The 17,958-nt window shown below is 68.3% G+C and carries 14 protein-coding genes and 1 pseudogene; 9 read left to right on the top strand and 6 right to left on the bottom strand.

Features of this window, described 5'->3' with window-relative positions:
• Positions 1 to 43: 43 nt before the first annotated feature.
• Together ACFWCF_RS24130 and ACFWCF_RS24125 are read left to right on the top strand one after the other, a co-directional pair.
• The gene (locus tag ACFWCF_RS24130) at positions 44 to 217 is read left to right on the top strand and encodes a DUF2613 domain-containing protein (protein ID WP_378491348.1); all 174 of its coding nucleotides are present in this window, start codon (positions 44 to 46) and stop codon (positions 215 to 217) included.
• A gap of 82 nt (positions 218 to 299) precedes the next feature.
• Positions 300 to 4,574, top strand: a complete 4,275-nt coding sequence (locus ACFWCF_RS24125) for an alpha-(1->3)-arabinofuranosyltransferase family protein (protein ID WP_378567171.1) — start codon at positions 300 to 302, stop codon at positions 4,572 to 4,574.
• Here ACFWCF_RS24125 and ACFWCF_RS24120 read toward each other — a convergent pair.
• Positions 4,481 to 5,635 (bottom strand): annotated as a pseudogene (locus ACFWCF_RS24120) (acyltransferase family protein); the annotation flags it as partial. The gene ACFWCF_RS24125 and the pseudogene ACFWCF_RS24120 overlap by 94 nt on opposite strands.
• A 190-nt stretch (positions 5,636 to 5,825) precedes the next feature.
• On the opposite strand from ACFWCF_RS24120, the gene ACFWCF_RS24115 reads away from it, so the two are divergent.
• Positions 5,826 to 7,073: a DUF3068 domain-containing protein gene (locus ACFWCF_RS24115; RefSeq protein WP_378491350.1), complete on the top strand. Its 1,248-nt coding sequence runs from the start codon at positions 5,826 to 5,828 to the stop codon at positions 7,071 to 7,073.
• Between the two features lie 22 nt (positions 7,074 to 7,095).
• Here ACFWCF_RS24115 and ACFWCF_RS24110 read toward each other — a convergent pair whose 3' ends face one another.
• A complete protein-coding gene (locus ACFWCF_RS24110) occupies positions 7,096 to 8,313 on the bottom strand; it encodes a polysaccharide biosynthesis protein (RefSeq protein ID WP_378567064.1) in 1,218 nt (405 codons plus the stop codon).
• A 208-nt stretch (positions 8,314 to 8,521) separates the two neighbouring features.
• Here ACFWCF_RS24110 and ACFWCF_RS24105 point away from each other — a divergent pair, with 208 nt between their 5' ends.
• Positions 8,522 to 10,225, top strand: coding sequence for a hypothetical protein (locus tag ACFWCF_RS24105; RefSeq protein WP_378567168.1), 1,704 nt, complete (start codon positions 8,522 to 8,524; stop codon positions 10,223 to 10,225).
• On the opposite strand, the gene ACFWCF_RS24100 is transcribed toward ACFWCF_RS24105, so the two are convergent.
• Positions 10,151 to 11,365 (bottom strand): glycosyltransferase family 4 protein, encoded by a 1,215-nt coding sequence (locus ACFWCF_RS24100; protein ID WP_378567062.1) that lies wholly within the window; start codon positions 11,363 to 11,365, stop codon positions 10,151 to 10,153. The genes ACFWCF_RS24105 and ACFWCF_RS24100 overlap by 75 nt on opposite strands.
• 159 nt (positions 11,366 to 11,524) lie before the next feature.
• Between ACFWCF_RS24100 and ACFWCF_RS24095 the strand changes: the two genes are divergently transcribed.
• The 3 genes from ACFWCF_RS24095 to ACFWCF_RS24085 all read left to right on the top strand — a co-directional run bounded on the left by ACFWCF_RS24095 (position 11,525) and on the right by ACFWCF_RS24085 (position 13,715).
• On the top strand, positions 11,525 to 12,280 hold the full coding sequence (locus ACFWCF_RS24095; RefSeq protein ID WP_378491362.1) for a class I SAM-dependent methyltransferase: 756 nt from the start codon (positions 11,525 to 11,527) through the stop codon (positions 12,278 to 12,280).
• Between the two features lie 17 nt (positions 12,281 to 12,297).
• Positions 12,298 to 13,188, top strand: a complete 891-nt coding sequence (locus tag ACFWCF_RS24090; RefSeq protein WP_378567059.1) for an ROK family protein — start codon at positions 12,298 to 12,300, stop codon at positions 13,186 to 13,188.
• 98 nt (positions 13,189 to 13,286) lie between these two features.
• Positions 13,287 to 13,715, top strand: a complete 429-nt coding sequence (locus ACFWCF_RS24085; RefSeq protein WP_378567056.1) for a CBS domain-containing protein — start codon at positions 13,287 to 13,289, stop codon at positions 13,713 to 13,715.
• A gap of 18 nt (positions 13,716 to 13,733) precedes the next feature.
• Here ACFWCF_RS24085 and ACFWCF_RS24080 read toward each other — a convergent pair whose 3' ends face one another.
• Positions 13,734 to 14,084, bottom strand: coding sequence for a hypothetical protein (locus tag ACFWCF_RS24080; RefSeq protein ID WP_378567053.1), 351 nt, complete (start codon positions 14,082 to 14,084; stop codon positions 13,734 to 13,736).
• A 141-nt stretch (positions 14,085 to 14,225) separates the two neighbouring features.
• Between ACFWCF_RS24080 and ACFWCF_RS24075 the strand changes: the two genes are divergently transcribed.
• On the top strand, positions 14,226 to 15,674 hold the full coding sequence (locus ACFWCF_RS24075) for an aldehyde dehydrogenase (protein WP_378491356.1): 1,449 nt from the start codon (positions 14,226 to 14,228) through the stop codon (positions 15,672 to 15,674).
• 96 nt (positions 15,675 to 15,770) lie between these two features.
• Here ACFWCF_RS24075 and epsC read toward each other — a convergent pair whose 3' ends face one another.
• A complete protein-coding gene (epsC, locus tag ACFWCF_RS24070) occupies positions 15,771 to 16,349 on the bottom strand; it encodes a serine O-acetyltransferase EpsC (protein WP_378491357.1) in 579 nt (192 codons plus the stop codon).
• A gap of 8 nt (positions 16,350 to 16,357) precedes the next feature.
• Complete coding sequence (gene cysK, locus ACFWCF_RS24065) at positions 16,358 to 17,293, bottom strand: cysteine synthase A (RefSeq protein WP_378491358.1); 936 nt, start codon at positions 17,291 to 17,293, stop codon at positions 16,358 to 16,360.
• Between the two features lie 130 nt (positions 17,294 to 17,423).
• Between cysK and ACFWCF_RS24060 the strand changes: the two genes are divergently transcribed.
• Positions 17,424 to 17,900: a VOC family protein gene (locus ACFWCF_RS24060; protein WP_378567051.1), complete on the top strand. Its 477-nt coding sequence runs from the start codon at positions 17,424 to 17,426 to the stop codon at positions 17,898 to 17,900.
• Positions 17,901 to 17,958 lie beyond the last annotated feature (58 nt).

The raw sequence follows: 17,958 nt of genomic DNA, 5'->3' as shown, positions 1-17,958 counted from the left end.
CGGAACCAAACGACGCGAGTCGATCGATGATGGGGAGATGGGCATGGGGAAGTTCCTTGGCGCGGGCTTGATCAGCGCGGTGGCCGGTGCCGTAGTAGGTGCCGTCGCGATATTCGGAGTCACGGCCGCGGTATCCGAGACCTCACGTCCCGAGATCGATCGCAGCGGCAACGCTGATTCGTCTCTTCTGAACCAAGTTGAGTACGGCAGCCGCTGACGGCGCCGGCAACGCTTCGAGTTCACGTACGCACGGCGCTGCGGAACCTTCCGGCGTCGAGTCTTCACCGTCCACAGAACCGCTGTCGCGGCGGTGGCTGTATGTTGTCGCCGCCGTCGCGTTCGTTCTGTCGTTCACGCAGGTCCCCGGTCTGGTCGTTGCGGATACCAAATACGACCTGACGCAGAACCCGATCGGTTTCCTCACACGGGCCGCTCACCAGTGGAGCAGTCTGGCGCCGCTCGGGCAGGTCCAGAACCAGGCGTACGGGTACTTCTTCCCGCACGGTTCGTTCTTCGCGCTCGGGCAGCTGCTGCACATCCCCCCGTGGATCACGCAGCGACTGTGGTGGATGTTGCTGCTGGTCGCGGGTTTCTGGGGCCTGATCCGGCTCGCCGAAGCGCTCGGGGTCGGCAATCGTGGCTCGCGGGTGATCGCGGCGACCGTGTTCGTGTTGTCGCCGCGCGTCCTGACGACCCTCGGATCCATCTCGTCGGAGGCGCATCCGCTGATGCTCGCGCCGTGGGTGCTACTGCCCGTGGTGCGGTATCTGAACGGGCACGAAGCGCTCTCGCACCGTGCCCTCGCCGCGCAGTCCGCCGTCGCCGTCGCCCTGATGGGCGCGATCAACGCCGTCGCCACCGCTGCTGCGTGTCTCGTCGCCGGCCTGTGGTGGGTCGCGCACCGGCCGAACCGCCGCTGGTGGCGTTTCACCGTGTGGTGGCTTCCGCTGTGCATGGTCGCGGTGACGTGGTGGGTGGTGCCGCTGCTGCTGCTCGGGAAGGTCAGTCCCCCGTTTCTGGACTTCATCGAGTCGTCCGGGGTGACCACCCAATGGACGTCGCTGGCAGAGGTGCTGCGCGGCACCAGTAGCTGGACGCCGTTCGTGTCGCCGGAACGCATCGCCGGTGCCGTGCTCGTCACCCAGCCCGCCGCGGTGCTCGTCACCGGTCTGCTCGCCGCCGCGGGCCTCGCGGGTCTGGCGATGCGGACGATGCCCGCGCGCGGCAGGTGGACACTGATCCTGTTCGTCGGTATCGCAGGTCTCGGTGCCGGATACGTCGGCGAGCTGAGTTCCCCGCTCGCCGACCAGGTTCGTCTGTTCCTCGATTCCACGGGCGCGCCGCTGCGCAACGTGCACAAACTCGAGCCGCTCGTGCGGCTTCCTCTCGTCCTCGGCCTCGCACATCTGCTGCGGTGGGTGCCGCTGCCCGGGGCGGTGCCGTGGCGGCAGGCCCGCACCGCGTTCGCGCATCCGGAACGCAACCCGATGGTCGCCTTCTCCACGTTGATTCTGGTCGCCGCGACTCTCGCGACGTCGCTCGCGTGGACTGGGAAACTCGCACCTCGCGGCGCATACGACGAGGTGCCCGAGTACTGGCACGAGACCGCGCAGTGGCTCGACGAGCACACCAGCGAACGCGGCGAACGCGCCCTGCTCCTGCCGGGAGCGCCGTTCGGCAGCCAGATCTGGGGCCTGACCCGCGACGAACCGATCCAGGCTCTCGCGTCCACGCCGTGGGCCTCACGCGACGCGGTGCCGTTGGTGCCGCCGGGCGCGATCCGGGCGCTCGATTCGGTGCAGCGGCTCATCGCCGACGGTCGCCCGTCCCCCGGACTCGCGGCGACACTGCGCGGCATGGGCATCGGGTACCTGGTGGTGCGCAACGATCTCGATCCCGAGACCTCCCCCTCGGCACGTCCGGCGCTGGTACACCGGGCCGTCGAGGGATCACCGGGTATCGAGCGGGTCGCCGAATTCGGCTCGGAGATCGAGCGGGTCCAGCCCGACGACGTCGTCGCCGACGCCGACCTGCGCCCGGTGTATCGGGCGGTCGAGATCTACCGGGTCGACGAACCGGCGGACGCCCCCGTCGGGCCGTACGCGGTGGACGCCGCGTCGGTCCCCGTCGTGCAGGGCGGCCCCGAGTCGTTGCTGAGTCTGAACACCACCGACACCACCTTTGTGGGGCCGCGGGTGTTCGCGGCGGACAGTGCACGTGCGGGACGGGAACCGGACACACTGACCGTGACCGACACCCCCACCGATCGCGAAACCGACTACGGGCAGGTCGATCACCATTCGTCGACGATCCGCGCCGAGGGCGACGAACGCCGCACGCACAATCTGGTGCCCGACTATCCCGTGCCCGACACCGAACTCGTGCAGGCCGAATGGGAGGGTGCACGGATCAGTGTGTCGAGCGCGGCGTCGGACGCCACGCAGCTCGGTGGGACGTCGGTCGGCAGTGGGCCCGCCGCCGCAATCGACGACGATCCGACCACCGGTTGGCACAGCAACGGGCTCGAATCCGCACTCGGACAATGGCTGCAACTCGACCTCGACACCCCGATCGACGCGGGCATCCTGCATCTGACGACGAGCTCGGGCGCGCTGGGTGCACCGGTGAAGTGGCTCGAGGTGACCACCGACCGGGGCAGTACCGCCGTCCGTGTCGAGAAGCCGGGACAGGCGCAGACCGTGGCGTTGCCGCTGGGCACGACGTCGTGGATCAGGATCACCGCGACATACGCCGAGGGAGGTGGTCGCGGCAACCAGTTCGGGCTGTCCGAGGTCGCGCTCGAGGACCACACCGACCGCGCCGACCCGCAGTTCCTCGACATCCGGCGACGCATCGTCGTGCCAGAACCTGCTGACGGCGTGGCTGTGCGCGGCTGGGACCTCCGGCAGGAGTTCCCGGGTCGCGGCAGTTGCGTCGACACCCCCGACCGAGTGCGGTGTGCGTTCGGGTTGGCCGCAGCGCCGGAGGAACCGAACCTGTTCACCCGCACCCTGAATGTGCCTGCCGAGTCGTGGGTTACCCCGCAGTTGTGGGTGCGGGGCCGGCCGGGCCCGGCGCTCGACGATGTGATCGACCGGTCCGATCGGGTCATCGCCCGCGGTGCCGCCGACGTGGTGGATCTGCAGGGCTCGGCGTTCGCCACGACCGACGGCGATCCGCGCACCTCGTGGACCGCGGAGGAGAGATCCCTCGAGTCCGGTGCGCCGCATCCCACTCTCACCCTCGAGTTGCCGTCGCCGCAGGTGGTGACCGGTCTGGATCTCGCGACATCGGTGGGGGCGCTCCCCGCCGCACCCACCCGGGTCGCGGTGAATCTCGGTAACGGCCCGCAGGTCCGGGAACTCGGTGAGGACTCCACGGCGACATTCGGTGCCGATGGCACGGCGATCGAGCTGACACCGCATCTCACCGACAGGGTGCAACTCACCATCGTCGATCACGTCGACACGATCGATCGCACCATTCTCGGGTTCGCGAAGGAGACGCCGCCGGGGCTCGCCGAGATCACCGTTCTCGGCGAGGACGGTCCGATCGGCGCGCAGGATCCGGTCTACGACAAGGCCGTCACCGTCGGATGTGAGTCCGGACCGGTGATCACCATCGACGGACGCAGTTACCGCACCTCGGTCACCGGCACCGTCCGCGATCTCGCGGAGGGCGCGGAGGTGCCCGCCACCCTGTGCGACACCGACACCGTCGGAATGTCGGCGGGCCGGGTCGACGTGGACGTCGAGCCTGGCACCGCGTTCGTGGCCTCGAGCCTGCAGTTACCCCTCGTGGGTGCGGAATCGCCTCGTCCCGATCCGGTGGAACTCGAGACGCGGACATGGACCGAGAACCTGCGTGAAGTGCAGGTGCCCGCGTCCGATTCGGAGCAGCTGATCGTGGTGCCGGAGAGCACGAACATCGGGTGGACCGCATCCGCGCCGGACGGTACCGAGTTGACGTCGATCGTCGTCGACGGGTGGCAGCAGGGTTGGATCGTGCCCGCAGGGACGGACGGCATCGTCACCCTCGAATTCGCGACCGATCGCTGGTACCGCCTGGGCATCTTCGGTGGCCTGCTGCTCCTTCTCCCTCTGTTCGCCCTCGCGTTCCTGCCCCGCCGTTTTCTGCCCAGCCGTCTTCTGTCCCGCCGACCGATAGCCGACGCCGGTCCGGCACCACGGACGTGGCATTCGACCACGGTCGGTCTCGTCGGGGTGGCGGCCGCCTCGGTCGTCATCGCCGGCTGGGTGGGTGTCGCAGTGGCGGCTCTGGGGACGGCAGGTGTGGTCGCGGCGTCGGCACGGTGGGGTTCGACGGCGGCGTCGCGGATCCTCGTCGGCGTCGCAGGCGGGTCGACGATGTTCGCTATGGCCCTGCTGTCGACGGGGCCGTGGCGCTCACCCGACGGCTACGTCGGGCATTCGTTCCTGATTCAGTTCGCGGCGCTGGTGGGGCTGGTCGCGGTCGGGGTCGCGGCAGCAGGCACAGCGGCGGTGCCCGGGGTACGGCGTCGGCGTTCCCAGCGGCGGAACGCGCGCCGAGCCGGTTCTTCGACGAACGCGTAACTCGCGGACGCCACCCCGACACTCAGCACGACCGTCACGACCAGCACGAACCAGAAGCGCCCTTGGAACGCGGGGATTCCGAACACCGGCATGACGATGGCGAGCACGGCGAGATGCCAGATGAAGATGCCGTACGACCAGCGACCGATCGTCAGGGCGAGCGGGCTTCCCAGGATGCGATGCTCTGTCCGCGGCGCGAGCACGATCGGAGCAAGCAACGCGAAACTCAGGACGGTACCCAGCACGATCTTGCCGTTGTACTCCCACGGCTCGAGGGTGGTGAGGGTCTCCGGACCTGCGAGCGGCGTGGTCGCGAGCCCGAACGCGACGAATGCCACGACCGCCATGATGCGTCGTCTTGCCGCGAGCCGGTGCACCCAGGTGGGCGGATGCACCACGAGTTCGGCGAGGATCAGGCCCGCCGCGAACCATGGGACGTAGCCGGGCAACCAGTTGTCGTGATTGATGTGGTCCTGTGTCGGGACGGGGAGCCACACCCATGCCAGCGACAGCACGGCCGCGCCCAGCAGGATCGGGATCCGGAAGCGGGCGGCGTCACCGCGCAGACGACTCACCGACCAGGCGATCAGAGGCAGCGCCATATAGAAAGCCACCTCCACCGACAGACTCCACATCTGAGTGAGGCCCTCGGTGAGGGTCAACGGAACGAATACCTGTACCAGAGCGAGGTTGGCCCACCACACCGTCAGGCCTCCCCCTGCGCCGGGAAGCAGCCAGAGGATGAGGATCACCGCCACCCAGTAGGCGGGCAGAATCCGGGCGGCGCGCGAGAGGAAGTACCGACGCGTCGACGGCCGCTCGCCCACTCCACGCGCGGCCGCGGCGTGCGGTCGCCACAGCAGGAACCCCGAGAGCGCGAAGAACAGTGCCACCGCGAGATCGAAACGGCCCCACACCCTGCCGATCCACGGATCCTGGATCGCTCCGGTCTGGAATGCGACGTGGGTGATCAGTACACCCACGGCGGCGACTCCTCGCACACCTTCCAGCGCGGGGAAGAAACCTGTCGAGGAGCGGGACGAAATGTCGGGAGCGGTCATCGTCGACCAGTGTGCCGTGTAGTGGCCGATTGGAGAAGTGTGGCCTCGCGGCGTGCGGTCGCGCATCACCGAACCCCGGGCTGTTAGTGTCTGGGCTCACGTGGTGTTCGTGGGTCGGATGCCAGACGATCCGTGCAGCCCTGCTGCCGGTGGGGGTACTCGATGCAACCGTTGAGTGAGGAGATACAGCATGGCTGAGCGTTCCAGCTCGGGCCGGATACTGGCGATGATACTCGTGGGCCTGGGGGCATTCCTTCTGGTCGTCGCGATTCTGATTCCGACCTACACGGTCGGGAAGATGAAGAAAACGCCGCTCGACCTCGAGGTGACCACAATCGCCGAAGGCACCGGCGACATTCTGAATTCGCGTGCACTGCTCGCCGGCAACGCCCAGGTCGACACCGACGTCCCGATCGTGGCTCAGCGCTTCGTCACGGTCGAGGACCCGGCGAACGCCGAGATCATGACGCTCCAGGCCGGTCAGACGGTGCGCCGTCTCGACATGCAGGGCGACACCGGGTTGGTGTCCGCGATCGTCGACCGCCTCACGATCGACCGGGTGTCGTCGATGCCGGTGTCGAAGGAGGAGTACCCGGATCGCGTGAGCACGATCCAGACGTCCGCGGATTCGCCGGGCGAAGAGATCGACAACCGCGAAGGTCTGCAGTACAAGTTCCCGTTCGATGTCGAGCAGGAGTCGTACCCGTACTACGACATCAATGCGCGTGAGACCTACCCCATCGACTTCGTCGGTGAGGAAGAGATCAACGGCATGCCCGTCTACCGCTTCACGCAGGAGATCGGCCCGGTCGACATGTCGGAGGCCGACCCGAGCGTCCCGACGTACAAGCTGGAACTGCCTGCCTCGACGTGGGGAGTCGGTGAAGGCGACGAGCCCATCGAGATGACCCGCTGGTACAACAACGTCCGCGACCTGTGGGTCGACCCGATCACCGGTGTCGTCGTCAAGGGTCAGGAAGCACAGGACCAGTACTACGCACGTGAGGCGGACACTCCCGAGGTCACCGTCCTCAACGTGACGCTGCCGTTCGACGAGCCGACCATCGAGTTCCAGCTCGAGCAGGCCCGCGACGGTCAGGATCAGCTGTCGCTCTTCGGCAGGACGCTGCCGCTCATCGCCGGGATCATCGGCGTCATCCTGCTCATCGTCGGCTTCGTCCTCGGTCTCCGCGGTGGCGGAAACGGTGGTCGCCGTGCCGCCGCGACGGGCCGCCCGGCTCCCGCCGGTCCGGCCTCGGCCGCAGCAGCGGGTGCAGGTGGTGCGCATGCCGCCGACACGCGCGACTACACGGACGACCGCACCGAGGTCATTCCGCGCTCCGATCTCCCGCAGGAGCCCGAACAGCGTGACTGGACGACCGACCGGACGCAGGAAATTCCGCGCACAGACCTGAACAAGCCCCCCACTCAGGACTGATCAGCACCGCACGAACGCCGTCTCACACCTCACGGTGCGGGGCGGCGTTCGCGTGGTCGAGCCGAGAAGTTTTCGCCGCCGCGGAAGCCCCGCGGACAGCGAGGACGGACACCACCGCGGCCGTGACGGCGGCGACTCCGACGGCCACCGCGATGAACTGCTCCATCGTCGACGCGACCGTCGCCATCAGCACGGCCTCGACCGTGAGACCCACCCACGCGACACCTGCCAGAGAGGTGCGGTCCCCGGCGATCGCAGACAGCAACGCACCCTGCAGCACCGCGAGGCATGCTCCCTGCAGCGCGAACAACCACAGCAGGGACTGGACGGGTTCGTAGGCGTCGCCCACGAGAAGCGGCACGACGGGCGCGCAGAGGGCCGCTGCCGCGACGAGCGCGGCGCCGAGTCCTACCAGCACCGCCAGCGCCGAACGCACCGCAGACGCAGACTCCGCCGGGTTCGCCATCCGCGGGTACAGCACCACCCCCACGGCCTGGGGCAACCAGAACGCGACCTTCGTCGCGACCGCGCCGAGCGCATAGAGACCCGCGGAGTCGGCATCGAGCAGCATGCGCGCAAGCAGCAGGTCTAGCGACGTCAGCGCGATCAACGCGAGTTGGACCTGCGACGCGCGCAGCACCGCCGCAGCGCCCGGTATGTGGGGCCCAGCGTCCGCCCCTCCCGCAGGGTGTCGGGGTTCGCCGCGGCCCACGAACAGCGCGGCGGCCACCGCGACCACCCCCGTACCCACGGCGCCTGCGAGCAATGCGGCACCCGGGCCACCTCCCGCGGCGAGCACCGCGACGGCGGGGACGACCTTCGCGATCCCGGCGGCGGCGAGCACGACACTCAGCGCCGCGAAACGGGCGCGTCCCTGCAGCAGTCCCTGTTCGGTTGCGAGAAGTACCAGCAGCGGCGCGGTCACCAGCGACCCGAACGCGCCCGCGATGCTCGTGTCCAGCGCCCACGACACCACCGGCACAAGGGCCAGGGCGACGACGGCAGCGATCAACGCGCATCGGTAGCCGAGGCGCCGCAGCACCGCGGTGTCCGCTCCGTGCACGGCTTCACGCGCGATGACGGTCTGCAATGCCAACGCCGGGACGGCGAGCACCAATTGGGCCGCGAGCAGGCTCGCGAACTCCCCGTACCCGGCGGGCCCGAGCCATCGTCCCGCAGGCAGATGCAGCAGGTAGGACGCGATGTTGGCGGTCATGGCACCGAGGGTCACCATCGTCATTCCTGCCACCTCGGTTCCGGTTCCGGAGCGGCGCGTCGTGTTCTCTGGCGGCATCCGCCCATCCTCGCACCCGTGCGCACCGTAGTCTGCGGCCATGTCCACGCAAGGTTTGCATCGCCATCGCGCGACGACACGCGGGCAGACTCTCGCGCCGACGGTCGTTCCGGCGCTGTGGTCGCTCGCCTTGACCGTCGTCGTGCTCGGTCCGATGTTCACCTCCCCCGGCTATCTACTGCTGCGCGACGCGGTGAGCACGCCCCGCTCGTACCTCACGGATTCGGCGCTGGGATTGTCCGATGCCGCGGCCCGCGCGGTTCCGCAGGATGCGTTGCTCGCGTGGGTGACGACCGTCGTCGACGGCGGTGTCGCGGTGACCGCGATCCTCGCCGCGTCACTGTGGGCGGCGGGATTCGGTGCGGCGCGGCTCGTTTCGGTTCTGCTACCCGGTTCCGGTGTGCCCGCGCAGGTGACGGCGGTGACCGTCGCGATCTGGAACCCGTACGTCGGTGAACGGTTGCTGCAGGGGCACTGGAGTCTTCTCGCCGGGTACGCCGCACTGCCGTGGGCGGTATGCGCGGCGGTCGCGGTGCGGCGACAGACGAACGGCGGATGGTGGGCACTCGCATTCTGGCTCGGGGTCGCGGGACTGACGCCGACCGGTGTGCTGCTCGCCGGGGTGACCGCGGTCCTGGTCCTCGCGATGCCCGGTGGCCGCGTGTCGCGGGTGGGACGGCTCGCAGGCGGCGTCGCGCTGATCGTGGCGGTGTCGGCGCCCTGGCTCGTCGCAACCGCGCTGTCCGGTGGTGGTACCGAAGCCGACCCTGCGGGTGTGAGCGCGTTCGCGGCCCGCGCGGAGCCGCTGCTGGGCACGATCGGATCGGTCGCCGGGCTCGGCGGCATCTGGAATGCCGATGCGGTACCGGACTCGCGCACGACACCGTGGGCGCTCGTCGGGACCGTTCTGCTGCTCGCGGTCGTCGCGTGCGGACTGCCCGCGCTGTGGCGTCGACGCCGGCACCCGGTGGTCGTCGCGCTCGCGGTCGTCGCGGCCGTCGCGGTGCTCGGCCCGGTGCTCGGCGCCACCGCGCCGGGTCTGCGGCTCGGGGAGTGGGCGATGGTGCACGTCCCCGGGGCCGGGTTGCTGCGCGACACCCAGAAGTGGGTGGCGCCTGCGATGCCGCTCTACGCACTGGCCGCGGCCGCCGGAGTCGGAACACTGCGCCGCCACTTCACTCCCGACCGTGCCCGCCGCGACATCGCGTGGGCGGCGCTGTCGGTCGTCGCGGTGATCGGTGCGCTTCCCGATCTCGCGTGGGGTGTCGGCGGCCAGGTCCGGCCCGTCCGGTATCCCGACGGGTGGCAGCAGGTCGCGAGCATCGTCACGTCGGACGCGGGCGACGTCGCGGTGCTGCCCGCGGGCATGTTCCGCCGGTTCGAGTATTCCGGCCCGGCGCCGGTCCTCGATCCGACGCCCCGCATGGTGCGCGCCGACGTGTTGCAGACCGGCACTCTCATCGTCGAAGGCGGCGCGGTCGGTGGTGAAGGGAGTCGTGCCGTCGATGTCGAGCAACTGCTGCTCGGCGGCGCGGATCCCTCCGAGCTGGCGGCCCGGGGCGTCGGGTGGGTCCTCGTCGAGCACGGCACCCCCGGAGACGACGGCCTGTCGGAAGAGACCCTCGACATGCTCACCCAGGTCTACGGCGACAACGATCTGACGCTGTATCAGGTCGACGGCGCGTGGGTGCGGGAGACGCCGGACCGGACCGTGGCGATCCTCGCGCACGTGCTGCTGGTGCTGGTGGTCGCGGCCGGAGCTATCGGCATGCTCGGAACCCGCCTACATACCCGCATATCGGAGTTGCTCCGCGCCTTCGCTGCTTTCTTCCGCCGCAATCCGGGGAAACAGACCTGACGCCCGCTGACCCGACGCGACGCTGGTCAGCACCTCGAACACACCGGTACCGGTTGCCTCCCAAGAGAACTCACCAGCCCTGATCCGGGCCTTGTCGCCCAGCTCGGTGCGGCGTTCGGCATCACCGAGCAGTTCCGCAACCGCGGCGGTGAGGTCATCTGCGGAGTCGACGAGGACTCCGGTGACGCCGTCCACGATCGAGTCCGTCAGGCCCTTCGAACTGCGATATCCGATGGTCGGGACACCGTGCTGGGCGGCCTCGATCACTGCGAGTCCCCAGCCTTCCTTGCGGGAGGGCATCACGTGCAGCCAGGACCGCGCCAGCACCTCGTGCTTGCGGTCTTCCGAGACGTGGCCGTGGAAGGTGACGGCATCCTCGATGCCCAGATCTGCAGCGACATCGCGCAGGTTCTGTTCCCACCAGCCGCCACCGACGACGTCGAGGTGCAGACCGGGGATGCGGCCACGCAACGCTGCAACCGCGCCGAGTGCATCCTCGATCTGCTTGTGCGGCACGAGCCGCGACAGCACGCACACGCTCGGATGCGCGGTACGGGTGTGCTCACCGCCGGGTGCGACCCCGGTGGGGATGTCGTCGGCGCCGTTGCGGACCACCGCGATGCGGTCGTGGCCGACGCCGAGCATCCGCAGTTCGTCCGACGACGGCAGCGACACCGTCAGGTACTGGTTGCGGCGATGCACCCGCGGCGACACCGTGGATTCGATCCACCAGCCCAGTTTCGCCATCGCGCGGCCCGCGACGGGCCACTGCTCGCGGTGGCAATGGTGCACGAGCACGGTGACGGGGGCGCCGGCGACGAATCGGGAGAAGAACGGGATGCCGTTCTGGGTGTCGATGACGGCGTCGGGGCGGATGCCCTTCAACGGGCCGAATCCGAGACGTCCGGCGGCGATCGCGGCGAGCGCTCGAGGGTACACACCGAGACGGCCACCACCTCGGCTCACGTCGATACCGTCGATGCTGTCGCGCTTACTCGCCCCGGGGTACGACGCGGTGCGCAGCGTGACCTTGATGCCGCGGGCGGCGAGTTGCGCACCGACCTGCTCGAGATAGCGCTCGCTGCCACCTCCTTGCGGGTGCCCGCTATCGCGCCAACAGAGCAGCAGAACCTCCCGCACGCGGATAACCCCCCGGTGGTAGCGCACACGTCCGTGTCGGACGCGATGGATGTCACGGACACAGTAGCGGGTGCGCGAGGTGGAGCACGAGCACGACGGAGTCGCGGCCGGGCACTACTGTGGTTCGACGTGCCATTCACGACCACGTCCGACCCCCGTGTGACCCGACTGTTCGAGCGTCGCGCCACCCTGCGGCGTTCCATCGGCCTGCTCGGCAGTTTCCGTTTCGAGCAGACCGCACCCGACAGGTTCTACGGCGGTCTCGCCCGCGACACCGTCGACCTCGTCGGTGATCTCTACACGGGGCTGACCGGGGATTCTCTTGCGGGCACCACCGTCGTCGACGTCGGAGGTGGGCCCGGCTACTTCGCCGACGCCTTCGACGAGGCGGGGTCGCGGTATGTGCCGATCGAGCCGGACCCGTCCGAGATGCACGCGGCGGGACTGCAGGTCGGTGGCGCGATCCGCGGGTCGGGTCTCGCACTGCCGCTGCGCACCGGGTCGGTGGATGTGTGCGTGTCGTCGAATGTCGCCGAACATGTCGCGCAACCGTGGGTGATGGCCGACGAGATGCTGCGGGTGACGCGACCCGGCGGGCTGATGGTGCTCTCGTACACGCTGTGGTGGGGGCCGTTCGGTGGACACGAGACGGGTCCGTGGCACGCGTTCGGCGGCGAGTACGCAGCACGGCGCTATGCCCGTAAGCACGGGAAGGAACCGAAGAACCGCTACGGCCTGTCGCTGTTCGACGTGGGCTGCACCGAGGGGCTCCGCTGGGCCCGGTCGACGCCCGACGGTGAACTGCTCGCCGCATTCCCCCGGTATCACCCGCGGTGGGCGTGGCCGCTCGTTCAGGTGCCGGGTATACGAGAGTTCCTGGTGAGCAACCTGGTGCTCGTGCTGCGCCGACGCTGATCACCTAATCTCACGAGATGACCGCATTGGCTCTCGACGTGGGTGGCACGAAGTTCGCTGCGGCATTCGTCGCGGACGACGGAACACCCGTCGAGCCGAAGACCGTGCCCGTACCCGCGACCTCGGTGTGGGACACCTGCGCCGCGCTGCTGCGCGAGGTCGCCGATACCGAACCGATCACAGCGGTGGGGATCGCGTCGGCAGGGCCCGTCGATGTCCAGGGCGGGACCGTCGCGCCCATCAACATGCCCGAATGGTCGCGAGGATTTCCGCTGGTGGAGGCTGTGCGCAGCCTGTTCCCGACCGCGCGCGTCGCGTTGGCGATGGACGGTGCTGCCGCGACGTTGGCCGAGCAGCGATTCGGTGCAGGTCGAGGGACGGACGATCTACTCGGAGTGGTGCTGGGCACCGGTATCGGCGGGGGCATCGTGCTCGGTGGTCGCCTCGTGTCCGGCCGCACCGGAAACGCCGGGCACATCGGCCACATGGTCTCGGCGTACGGCTCAGAGAGGTGCGCGTGCGGCGGAGCGGGCTGCATCGAGACAGTGTCCAGCGGGACCGCCGCGGTGAAGTGGGCGCGTGCACGCGGCTGGGGAGGCAGGGACGGCGCGGCGCTCGCGGCGGATGCGCAGGCAGGAAGCGGTGTCGCGGCCGCGGCACTCGAGCGCGCGGGCACCGCGCTCGGTCAGGTCATCGCGTCGGCGGCGGCACTGACGGATGTGTCGCTCGCCGTCGTCGGCGGTGGGTTCGCGCAAGCGGGGACGCCGCTGTGGCGTCCGATGCTGGCATCCGCGGCGCGGCAGGCCCGTCTGGGGTTCATCCGGGATCTGCGGATCGTGCCGGCCTCGCTGGGTGCACTGGGGACACTCGCCGGTGCCTCCGCGCTCACGCAGGTCACGAGTAGGTAACCATTCGGCGGCGCACGGGTCCCGAGGACCTACCCTGACTGGACCAGCGCTACCTCGACAAGCCCAACGGGCCCGGTGGGACGGATCGGTGGTATCCGATGAGGATTGCCGAAATTTTGCGGAACAAGGGTTCGGCGGTGCAGACGGTTCCCCCGGGAACCACGGTCTGTGAGCTGCTCGGGGATTTCGCGCGCCACAATATCGGGGCGATGGTCGTCGTCGACGGTACTGCCGTCGTCGGTATCGTCACTGAGCGTGACGTCGTCCGGCAGCTCCACGAGCGGGGGCCGTCGATACTCGTCGCCACAGCATCCGAGGTCATGACGGCCGATGTGGCAACGTGCCTGCCCACCGACAGCGTGGACAGTCTGGCCGAGACCATGACCGAGCGACGCATCCGGCACCTGCCGGTGGTGGTCGAAGGACATCTGGTGGGGATCGTCAGTATCGGCGACGTGGTCAAGAGCCGGATCGACGAACTGCAGGCCGAACGCGACCAGCTCCGGTCGTACATCCATCACGGCTGACGCCGACCTGCATCGGGGTCACTCGGCCGGGCGGTCGAGCACGCTCACGCTCATCCCGAACGGCAGGAATCGCGCCGACCTCGCCGGGTCGACGTTGCCCTTGAGACTGCGGAGCGCTTCGAGCTCCGAGGGATACACCTGGTCGATGCGGGCGACGCCGTCCGCGTCCGCCGTGTAGACGACCCACACGCCGTCCCCCGCGTCGCCGGTGGTCTCGGGTCGCGGCTGCTGCTGCGGTCCCGCAGGCGCGATGGGTTGTTCGAGGAAAGCGAAGATCCGGTCCTTGAAATCGCGCAGTTCTTCCCCGGCCTCACGGACGACCCGGTCGATGTCGTCGGGGTCGAACCCGAACGGATTGTTCTCTGCCATGTCTGCTCCTGACGGTCGGCATCCTCCAGTGTGGGCATCACTGCGCCGCCGCGCCACCATCGGCACGGATGCACCCTTTCGCAAATGTGGAACGTGTTCTAGTGTCGGGGTGATCCGGCGTGAACTGACGAGGGGTGAATGATGACCGACTACGACAAGGTGTTCATCGGCGGCACATGGGTGGCGCCGTCGACCGACGAGAGGCTCGAGGTGTTCTCCCCGGCCACGGAGGAACGGGTCGGTTCGGTACCCGTCGCCGGACCGAAGGACGTCGACGCCGCGGTCGCCGCGGCACGCACCGCCTTCGACGACGGACCGTGGCCGCGCATGACCCCGGCCGAACGCGCGCAGGTGATCGGCAAAGCCGCGGCGCTCCTCGAGGAACGCGGTGCTCAGATCGCCGAGATCGTCTCGTCCGAGATGGGGCAGCCCGCCGCGTCGGTGCAGATGATGCAGATGACGCCGTCGCTGGCGACACTGAACTTCTATGCAGGACTGGCAGATTCGTTCCAGTGGGTCGACGAACGCAACGGCCCCTTCGGACGGACGCGGGTCACCCGCGAACCCGTCGGCGTGGTCGGCGCAGTCATCGCGTGGAATGTGCCGTTGTTCCTGTGCGCCAACAAACTCGGTCCCGCACTGCTCGCCGGTTGCACCGTGGTCCTCAAACCCGCACCCGAATCACCGCTCGCTGTCAACGTGATCGCCGAGATCTTCGCCGAGGCAGGCCTCCCCGAAGGTGTGCTGTCGGTCGTGCCCGGCGGCGCCGAGACCGGTGAACATCTCGTCTCACATCCCGACATCGACAAGATCACCTTCACCGGGTCCACCGCGGTCGGCAAGCACATCGGCCAGATCGCGGCGCGCAACCTCAAGCGTTGCTCGCTCGAACTCGGCGGCAAGTCCGCCGCGATCATCCTCGACGACGCCGACCTCGATTCGACCATCGCGATGCTCGTCATGTCCGGCCTGATGAACACCGGCCAGGCCTGCGTCGGCCAGACCCGCATCCTCGCACCGCGTTCACGCTACGACGAGGTCGTCGAGAAGATCGTCGCCACCGCCGCGTTCTTCCCCGTCGGCCCGCCGTCCGACGAGGCCGCTCAGCTCGGCCCCCTGATCTCCGCCAAGCAGCGCGACCGCGTCGAGGACTACATCAAGAAGGGTCTCGACGAGGGCGCGCGCCTCGTGCTCGGCGGTGGCCGACCCGCAGGTCTCGACAAGGGCTACTTCGTCGAACCCACCGTCTTCGCCGACGTCGACAACTCGATGACCATCGCCCGCGAGGAGATCTTCGGGCCGGTCCTGTCGGTGCTGCCGTACGACAGCGTCGACGACGCCATCAAGATCGCGAACGATTCCGAGTACGGCCTCGCCGGTTCGGTGTACACCACCGATGTGGAGAAGGGCCTCGACGTCGCATCGCGGGTCCGCACGGGAACTTACGGAATCAATTGGTACGCATTCGATCCCGGCTCACCGTTCGGCGGATTCAAGAACTCCGGCATCGGTCGCGAGAACGGCCCCGAAGGACTCGAGGCGTTCTGCGAGACCAAGTCGGTGCTGTACCCGCCCGGCTACCAGGGCTGAGTCTCGCCAGTCGGTGACCGAGTAGACGCTCGAAATGACGGTGGGTGTACCGATATTCGGTACACCCACCGTCATTTCAGGCACTTTCGTACGAGCTCAGATGTACATCGCCGGGTCGATGTAGGTGGTCGGATCCACCAGCGGCTCATGCTTCTTCCGCGACCGGACCGTCGCGGGGATCCCCGTCGCGATCGAATCGGCAGGCACATCGTGCGTGACGACCGCATTGGCTCCGATCGCGCTGTCGTCGCCGATCACGACCGGTCCGAGAACCTTCGCTCCCGCACCGACCGTGACGCGATCACCGAGCGTCGGATGCCGCTTCTCCTTTGCGAGCGACCGGCCACCGAGCGTCACACCGTGATACAGCATGACGTCGTCGCCGACCTCCGCCGTTTCCCCGATGACCACACCCATACCGTGGTCGATGAAGAAGCGCCGGCCGATCGTCGCGCCGGGATGGATCTCGATTCCCGTGAGGAACCGGGTGAACTGCGACAGGATCCGCGCCGGCCCCTTCAGTGCGGGCACCGCCCACATCCGGTGCGCAATGCGATGCGACCAGATCGCGTGCAACCCGGAGTAGACGACCGCGTTCTCCACATCGCTGCGCGCAGCAGGGTCATGGCCGCGCGCAGCCTGCAGATCCTCGCGGAGAGTACGGAAAATGCTCACGGCGACGATCAGTCCCGAATGTGCTCGAACAGCGGCGTCGAGATGTAGCGCTCGCCGAAGTCGGGCACGACCACGACGATCAGCTTGCCTGCGTTCTCCGGACGCTTGGCGATCTCGAGAGCGGCCCACACGTTCGCACCTGCCGACACGCCGCCGAGGATGCCCTCGTCGGTGCCGAGCGCGCGACCGATCTTCACGGCGTCGTCGAACTGGACGTCGATGATCTCGTCGTAGATCTCCCGGTCGAGGACCTCGGGAACGAAGTTGGCGCCGAGGCCCTGGATCTTGTGGGGTCCGGGGTTGCCGCCGGTGAGGATCGGCGAATCAGCAGGCTCGACACCGACGATCTGCACGCCGGGCTTGCGGGCCTTGAGGTTGCGGCCGACGCCGGTGAGTGTGCCACCCGTACCGATGCCCGCGACGAAGATGTCGATCTCGCCTGCGGTGTCGTTCCAGACCTCTTCACCGGTGGTGTCGTGGTGGATCTGCGGGTTTGCGGGGTTCGCGAACTGGCTCGCCGACACAGCGTTCTCGGTCGACTCGACGATCTCCTTCGCCTTCGCGACCGCACCGGCCATGCCCTCGGCACCCGGCGTGAGGACGATCTCGGCGCCGTAGGCGCGGAGCATGACGCGACGCTCGGTCGACATCGTCTCCGGCATCGTCAGGATCACCTTGTAGCCGCGCGCAGCGCCGACCATCGCGAGCGCGATACCGGTGTTGCCGGAGGTGCCTTCGACGATGGTGCCGCCGGGCTTCAGTTCGCCGGACTTCTCGGCGGCGTCGATGATCGCCACGCCGATGCGGTCCTTGACGCTGTTGGCCGGGTTGTAGAACTCGAGCTTGGCGGCGACAGTTGCGCCGAGGCCCTCGGTCAGTCGGTTGAGTTTGACGATCGGGGTACGACCGACGAGTTCGGTGACATTGTTGTAGATCCCGCTCATAGCTGATCCTCTCCCGGCCACCAACGACCGGCTGTGGTGTGCGATATACCTATTGCATCATGTTGCCCACGACGCACCCTGTCGGGTTCCTTCAATACAGGGACGGCCCTCAGGTCCAACACTGGGAAACATGACGAATTCCGTGAATCCCATTCCCGAGGGCTACACCACTCTGACGCCGTTCCTCGTCGTCGACGGCGGTGCGAAAGCGATCGAGTTCTACATCGCCGCATTCGGTGCGAGACTCGTCGACCGCATGGACGGGCCCGACGGTGCCGTGATGCACGCCGAACTCGACTTCGGCAACGGACGCCTGCAGCTGAGCGACCCGCACCCGTCGATGGGCCTGCATGCCCCGGACGGCACGAACAACGTCAACCATTCCTACGCGCTGTACTGCGCGGATGTCGACGCCACCTTCTCTCGCGCCGTGTCGCTGGGGGCGCAGGTGTTCGAGGAACCGTCGACGTTCGTCACCGGCGATCGCTTCGCCTCCGTCCTGGACCCGTTCGGACACCGCTGGGCCGTGATGACGCGCGTCGAGGATGTCTCTTCGGCCGAGGCGCAGCGTCGGCTCGACGAGTGGGCGGCCACGCAGAACGTGTGAACAATATAAGCCGAATGCCACCTTCGGTCAGTTGAACTGACCGAAGGTGGCATTCGGC

The sequence above is a fragment of the Rhodococcus sp. NPDC060090 genome (assembly GCF_042729855.1).
In the GTDB taxonomy this organism is placed as follows: Bacteria; Actinomycetota; Actinomycetes; order Mycobacteriales; family Mycobacteriaceae; genus Rhodococcus.
Note: the sequence above shows the minus strand (reverse complement) of the source record. Positions and strands in the feature narration are given on the sequence as shown.

What these genes read in the sequence shown, in the direction of transcription:
- ACFWCF_RS24130 (WP_378491348.1), top strand. Translation starts at nt 44, where the DNA reads ATGGGGAAGTTCCTTGGCGCGGGCTTGATCAGCGCGGTGGCCGGTGCC.
- ACFWCF_RS24115 (WP_378491350.1), top strand. Translation starts at nt 5,826, where the DNA reads ATGGCTGAGCGTTCCAGCTCGGGCCGGATACTGGCGATGATACTCGTG.
- ACFWCF_RS24110 (WP_378567064.1), bottom strand. Translation starts at nt 8,313, where the DNA reads ATGACGATGGTGACCCTCGGTGCCATGACCGCCAACATCGCGTCCTAC.
- ACFWCF_RS24105 (WP_378567168.1), top strand. Translation starts at nt 8,522, where the DNA reads ATGTTCACCTCCCCCGGCTATCTACTGCTGCGCGACGCGGTGAGCACG.
- ACFWCF_RS24090 (WP_378567059.1), top strand. Translation starts at nt 12,298, where the DNA reads ATGACCGCATTGGCTCTCGACGTGGGTGGCACGAAGTTCGCTGCGGCA.
- ACFWCF_RS24085 (WP_378567056.1), top strand. Translation starts at nt 13,287, where the DNA reads ATGAGGATTGCCGAAATTTTGCGGAACAAGGGTTCGGCGGTGCAGACG.
- ACFWCF_RS24080 (WP_378567053.1), bottom strand. Translation starts at nt 14,084, where the DNA reads ATGGCAGAGAACAATCCGTTCGGGTTCGACCCCGACGACATCGACCGG.
- ACFWCF_RS24075 (WP_378491356.1), top strand. Translation starts at nt 14,226, where the DNA reads ATGACCGACTACGACAAGGTGTTCATCGGCGGCACATGGGTGGCGCCG.
- cysK (WP_378491358.1), bottom strand. Translation starts at nt 17,293, where the DNA reads ATGAGCGGGATCTACAACAATGTCACCGAACTCGTCGGTCGTACCCCG.
- ACFWCF_RS24060 (WP_378567051.1), top strand. Translation starts at nt 17,424, where the DNA reads ATGACGAATTCCGTGAATCCCATTCCCGAGGGCTACACCACTCTGACG.